Origin of the sequence: Polymorphospora sp. NPDC050346, assembly GCF_040655695.1 — a bacterium.
In the GTDB taxonomy this organism is placed as follows: Bacteria; Actinomycetota; Actinomycetes; order Mycobacteriales; family Micromonosporaceae; genus Polymorphospora; species Polymorphospora lycopeni.
The window spans coordinates 20,899-27,534 of the sequence record NZ_JBFAKM010000003.1; the positions used below are offsets into that span (position 1 = coordinate 20,899).

Annotated in this window: 1 protein-coding gene; it reads right to left on the reverse strand. The window is 75.5% G+C overall.

Annotated features, from left to right (window positions below; genetic code table 11):
• Nucleotides 1-11: 11 nt before the first annotated feature.
• Complete coding sequence (locus tag AB0I42_RS04635) at nt 12-6,539, reverse strand: amino acid adenylation domain-containing protein (protein WP_357534174.1); 6,528 nt, start codon at nt 6,537-6,539, stop codon at nt 12-14.
• Between the last annotated feature and the right edge of the window lie 97 nt (nt 6,540-6,636).

Here is a 6,636-nt window from a genome sequence, read left to right on the forward strand (position 1 = left end):
CCATCGGGTTGTCACTGTGCCGGCGCGGCGGCCGGGTCGGGATCGGTCGGCGCCGCCGGGGCGGCGGCGTCGTCGGAAAGGGCGGCCACCTCGGCGTCGGTGAGCCGGGCGATCTCGGCCCGGATCTCGTCCTCCACCGCCTGGGCGAGGGCGGCGATGGTGGCGCGTTCGAAGACCAGCCGCAGCGGCAGTTCGACGTCGAACTCCTCGGCGATGCGGGAGATCAGGCGGACGGCCAGGATCGAGTGGCCGCCGACGGCGAAGAAGTTGTGGTGTACGCCGACCTCGATGCCGAGCAGTTCGGTCCAGATCTCGGCGATCCGCTCCTCGGCGACGGTGCGCGGGGCGACCGTCTCGGTGCCGGTCAGCGCGGTCGCCGACAGCTCCGGCGCCGGCAGCGCCTTGCGGTCGACCTTGCCGTTCTCGGTCAGCGGCAGGCTGTCCAGCCGGACCCAGAACTGCGGGATCATCGGCTCCGGCAGGTGCTCCCAGCAGTGGTCGGTCAGCTCGTCGCCGTCCGGTCCGGCCGGGGCGGCGCCGTCCGGTCCGGGGTCGCCGGCCGGGGTCCAGTACGCCACCAGTTGCCGGTCGCCGTCGCGGTCGACGGCGACCACGACCGCCTCGCGTACGCCGGGGTGGGCGGTGAGCACCGCCTGGATCTCGGCCGGCTCGACCCGGTAGCCACGGATCTTCAGCTGGTGGTCGGCGCGGCCGACGTACTCCACCGCCCCGTCGGCGCGGAACCGGGCGACGTCGCCGGTGCGGTACATCCGCTCCCCCGCGACGTACGGGTCGGGGACGAACCGCTCGGCGGTCAGGTCCGGCCGGCGCAGGTAGCCGCGGGCGAGCTGGACACCGGCCAGGTACAGCTCCCCCGGTACGCCGGGCGGCACCGGCCGCAGTTCGGCGTCGAGGACGTAGAGCCGGGTGTTCCACACCGGGTGGCCGATCGGGACCGGCTCGCCCGGCCGGCCGGGCGCGCACTGCCAGGAGGTGACGTCGACCGACGCCTCGGTGGGGCCGTACAGGTTGTGCAGTTCGGTGTCGAACAGCTCGAAGAACCGGTCGCGCAGCGCCGGGCCGAGGGCCTCGCCGGAGCAGATGACCCGGCGCGGCGCGGCGCCGTCGGCGACGCCCGGGTGGCCGAGGAACGCGTCCAGCATCGACGGTACGAAGTGGATGGTGGTGATCCCCCGGTCGCGGATCACGCCGGCCAGGTAGGCGGCGTCGCGGTGCCCCTCGGGGCGGGCCAGCACCAGCGTCGCCCCGGTCAGCAGCGGCCAGAAGAACTCCCACACCGACACGTCGAACGACGACGGCGTCTTCTGCAGCACCCGGTCGTCGGCGGTGAGGCCGTAGCGGTCCTGCATCCACAGCAGCCGGTTGACGATGCCGGCGTGCGGGACCACGACGCCCTTGGGCCGGCCGGTGGAGCCGGAGGTGTAGATGACGTACGCCGGGTTCGCCGGCCCGGGCGGTGTCGGCGTCGCGGTGGCGGCCTCGAGGGCGGCGGCGGTGGCCGGGTCGTCGAGGACCAGCACCGGGGTGTCGACGGCCGGCAGCACGCCGACCACGACCGAGGCGGTCAGGAGCAGTTCGGCGTGCGCGTCGGCGAGCAGGTAGGCGATCCGGTCGGCCGGGTAGCCGGGGTCGACCGGCACGTACGCGGCACCGGACTTCAGCACCGCGACCAGGGCGACGACCAGTTCGACACTGCGCGGCACGGCGACGGCGACGAACCGTTCCGGGCCGGCGCCGCGCGCGGCGAGCAGCGCGGCCAGCCGGTCGGTGCGGGCGTCGAGTTCGGCGTACGTCAGCGTGGTGCCGTCGAAGACGACGGCCGGCGCGTCCGGGGTCGCCGCCGCCTGCCGGCGCAGCAGCTCCGGCAGGGTCGCCGCCGGCACCGGGCGGGCGGTGTCGTTCCACGCGCCGAGCAGGTCGCGTTCGGCACCGGTGAGCAGTTCGAGGTCGGCGACGGCCACGTCGGGGTCGGCGGCGACCTGCTCCAGCAGCCGCAGGTAGTGGCCGATCATCCGGTCGACGGTCGGCCGGTCGAACAGCGCGGTCGCGTACTCCAGCATGCCGCTCACCGCGCCGTCGGCGTGCCGCCGCATGATCAGGCCGAGGTCCTGCCGGGCGGCCAGCGGCGCGTCCTGCACACCGGTCGTCGGCACGTAGCCGGCGTGGCCGTCCTCGTGCAGGTCGAACAGGACGTCGTAGAGCGGGTTGCGGGACAGGTCGCGGTCGGTGCGGACCTCTTCGACCAGCCGGTCGAACGGCAGGTCCTGGTGGGCGAAGGCCGACATCGTGGTGGCCCGGACCCGGTCGAGCAGTTCGCCGAAGGTCGGGGCGCCGGACAGGTCGAGCCGCAGCACCAGGGTGTTGATGAAGACCCCGACCAGGTCGTGCGACTGCGGCACCGGGCGGCCGGCGACCGGCGAGCCGACCGCGAGGTCGCGCTGCCCGCTGTAGCGGGACAGCAGCACCCCGAACGCGGCCAGCAGGGTCATGAACGGGCTCGCACCCCGGGACCGGCCGGCGGCCAGCAGCGGCCCGGCGACGGCGCCGGGCACCTCGAAGGCGACGGCCGCGCCGCGCGGGTCGCGTACGGCGGGCCGGACCCGGTCGGTCGGCAGTTCCAGGGTGGGCAGGCCGGCGAGCCGGTCCCGCCAGTGGTCGAGCTGCCGGTCCAGGACCTCGCCGGACAGCCAGGACAGCTGCCAGCTGGCGAAGTCGGCGTAGCGCAGCGACAGGTCGGGCAGGTCCGCCGGCCGGCCGGCGCGGTGCGCGGCGTGGATCTCGGCGAACTCGCGGCCGAGGACCGCGGTCGACCAGCCGTCGCAGGCGATGTGGTGGATCAGGAGCAGCAGTACGGCGTCGCCGGCCGCCGGCCGGGCCAGCACGGCCCGCAGCACCGGGCCGGCCTCGAGGTCGAAGCCGCGCGACATGTCGTCGGCGAAGACGGCCGCGGTCGGCTCCCCGGGGATGTCGACCACGCGCAGCGGCACCTGGCCCGGCGGGTCGATGACCTGGACCGGTTCGCCGTCGACGACGACGTAGCGGGTCCGCAGCGCCTCGTGCCGGGCGACCAGGTCACCCAGGGTACGGGCGACGAGGTCGGGGTCGGCCGGGCCGGGCACCGGCACGAAGACCGGGGTGAGGTATTCGATGCTGTCCGGGTTGAGCTTGTCGAGGAACCACAGCCGGCGCTGGCCGAACGACAGCGGCAGCGGCCCGGTGCCGGCGACCGGTACGACCGGCGGCGGCGTCTCGCCGCCCGCGGCGGCGATCAGGTCGGCGTGGCCGCGTACGGTCAGCGCGGCGAACAGGTCCCGGATGGACACCTCGACGCCGCTGCGCTCGCGCAGCCGGACGGCGAGCTGGCCGAGCTGGAGCGAGTGGCCGCCGAGGGCGAAGAAGTCGTCGCGCAGCCCGACCCGCTCCACGCCGAGCACGTCGGCCCAGGCGTCGGCGACCGCCTTCTCGGCGTCGGTGACCGGGGCGACGTACGTGACGCCGACGGTGGACAGGTCCGGTGCCGGCAGGGCGGCCCGGTCGACCTTGCCGTTCGGGGTCAGCGGCAGTGCGGGCAGCGGCACGTAGACGCCGGGCACCATCGCCTCGGGCAGCCGGCCGCGCAGGAACTCGCGCAGTTCGGCGGTGTCGACGTCGCCGTCGGCGACCAGGTAGGCGACCAGCCGGCGGGTGTTGTCGGGTCCGGTGTGGCCGACGACGACGCACTGCCGTACCCGGGGGTGGTCGGCGAGCGCGGCCCGGACCTCGGCCGGCTCGACCCGTACCCCGTTGACCTTGATCTGGTCGTCGACCCGGCCGACGAACTCCAGCACCCCGTCGGCGCGGCGCCGGACCTGGTCGCCGGTGCGGTAGACGCGGGCGCCGGGCGGGCCGTACGGGTCGGGGACGAAGCGTTCGGCGGTCAGGTCCGGCTGGCCGAGGTAGCCGCCGCCGACGGCGGCACCGCCGACGCACAGCTCGCCGGGGACGCCGGGCGGGGTCGGCTGGCCGTACGGGTCGAGGACGAGGGTCCGTACGCCGTCGACGGGGCCACCGATCGGCACCGGTCCGGTCCGTGGCCCGGCCGGTACGGCGTACGCGGTGACGTCGATCGCGCACTCGGTCGGCCCGTACGTGTTCCACACGGCGACCGGAAGCCGGTCGGTGAGCCGGCGGACCAGGGCGTAGTCGAGCGGCTCGCCGGCCGACCAGACCTGGCGCAGCGCGGTGCAGCGGTCCCAGCCGGGCTGGTCGAGCATGGCCCGCAGCACCGACGGGACCAGTTGCAGCACGGTCGCGCCGGTGTCGGCCACCGCCCGCACCAGGCCGGCCGGGTCGCGTTCGAGGCCGGGACCGGCCATGACGACGGTGCCGCCGGCGACCAGCGGGGCGTACCACTCCAGGACGGCGGCGTCGAAGCCGACCCGGGTCTTGGCCAGCACCCGGTCGTCCGGGCCGAGCTTCTGGGCGTGCACCGACCAGACGACCCGGTTGGCGATGGCGCCGTGGGTGACGACGACGCCCTTGGGGCGGCCGGTGGAGCCGGAGGTGAACATGACGTACGCGGGGGCGTCGGCGGCGGGTTCCTCCGCCGCGCCGACGGTCGCGGCTCCGGCCGGGTTGCCGGCTCCGGCCGGGACGGCGGGGTCGGCGGTCTCGACGACGGCGCAGCCGGCCGGGACGACCGCGCGCAGCGCCTCGGCCCGCTGCGGGTCGGCGACGACGGCCGGCGCCCCGGCGGTGTCGAGCAGCAGCGCCCAGCGGGCCGGCGGGTGCTCGGTGTCCAGCGGCAGGAACGCGGCACCGGCCCGCCAGGCGGCCAGGGTGGCGACCTGCAGGTCGAGGCCGCGGTCGAGGCAGAGGGCGACGACCGCGCCGGGTCGTACGCCGGCGGCGCGCAGCCGGTCGGCGAGCGCGTCGGCGGCGGCGGTCAGGCCGGCGTACGTCAGCCGTCCGGCGGCCGCCTCGACGGCGGTCGCGTCGGGGGTGGCCGCCGCCTGCGTCGCGACCAGGGCCGGCAGCAGTTCGGTCCGGGCGGCCGGGGCGCCGGTACCGGCGGCCAGCGCGTCCCGGCGGGCGTCGGCGCCGAGCAGGTCTGCGGTGCGCCAGTCGACGTCGGGGTCGGTGCCGACGGCCGCGAGCAGCCGGCGGTGCTGCTCCGCGAGCCGCTCGACGGTCGTGGCGTCGAACAGCGAGCTGGCGTACTCGAACTGGATCTCCAGTGAGGCGTCCGGCCGCGGGATGACGTGCACGGTCAGGTCGAGCAGCGAGCCGCCCGGCGCGATCGGCATCGGGATCTCTTCGCCGAGCGGGTGGTCGGTGTCCTGGACCGGCATGTTGCAGGCGACCTGGACCAGTGGCGGGAAGCTGCGGTCGGCGTCGCCGCGCAGGTCGCGGACCAGGGTCTCGAACGGTACGTCCTGGTGGGCCATGGCCTCGGCGAGGTTGTGCCGGACCCGGCGCAGCACCTCGCGGAAGCCGACGGTGCCGGTCGTCCCCTCGCCGGCGGTGGCGTCGGGGGCCAGCGAGGTGCGGACCGGGACGACGTTGACGAACATGCCGACCAGGTTCTGCAACTCGGGCAGGCTGCGGCCGGTGACCTGGGTGCCGACCACGATGTCGGTCCGGCCGGTCTGCCGGGCCAGCAGCACCTTCAGCGCCGTCAGCACGACGGTGTAGACGGTGGTGTCCTCGGCGCGGGCCAGCGTGCGCAGCGCCTCGCCGGTCGCCGCCGGGGTGGTCAGGACCAGGGTGCTGCCGGCGTAGTCGGGCTCCGGCGGCCGGGGCCGGTCGGTCGGCAGCTCCAGCGGCGGCGGCAGCGCGGCCAGCTTCCGGCGCCAGAACGCCGACTGGGCGTCGTGCCGGCCGCCGTCGAACTCGGCCCGCTGCCAGGCGGCGTAGTCGGTGTAGGAGACCGGCAGCGCCGGCCGCCGGTCGGGGAACGCCAGCTCGTGCAGGACGAACATGATCGAGGCGGCGTCGGTGATCAGGTGGTGGGCGGCGATGACCAGGACGTGGTCGTCGGCGGCGAGCCGGATCAGTTCGACCCGCCACAGCGGTGCGGTGTCGAGCCGGTACGGCCGCAGGATGACCTCGCGGATCCGGTCCTCGATGCCGTCGGCCGGGTCCGGGGTGCCGGACAGGTCGGTGAGCGGGACGGTCACCGGGACCGCCGCCGCGACGACCGGCCGGGGGCGGCCGTCGACGACCTCGACCGTGGTACGCAGGCTGTCGTGCCGGGCGGCGACGTCGGCCAGGGCCGCGGCCAGGGTCTCCGGCCCGACCGGCAGCCTCAGCCGCACCGCGCCACCGAGGTTGAACGCCGGCACGTCCCCGGCGAGCTGGCTGGTCAGCCAGACCCGCTCCTGGGAGAACGACAGCCGCGCCGGTCCGTCGGCCGGGGCACGCGGGATGCGGCTGGCCGCCACGGGCGCGTTGCCCTTGCGCAGCCTGGCGAGCAGTTCGCGCTTGACCGCGGACAGCCCGTCGCCGTCGGACGGCGTACGGGCACCGGCGTCTGTCATCTCGCCCCGTTCCTCGTGGTGTGGCGGCACGACAATGGTTCTTTCGACCTCGTTGGTGTTGGTGTTGATGACTGACACATCCCTGCCCAACACATTG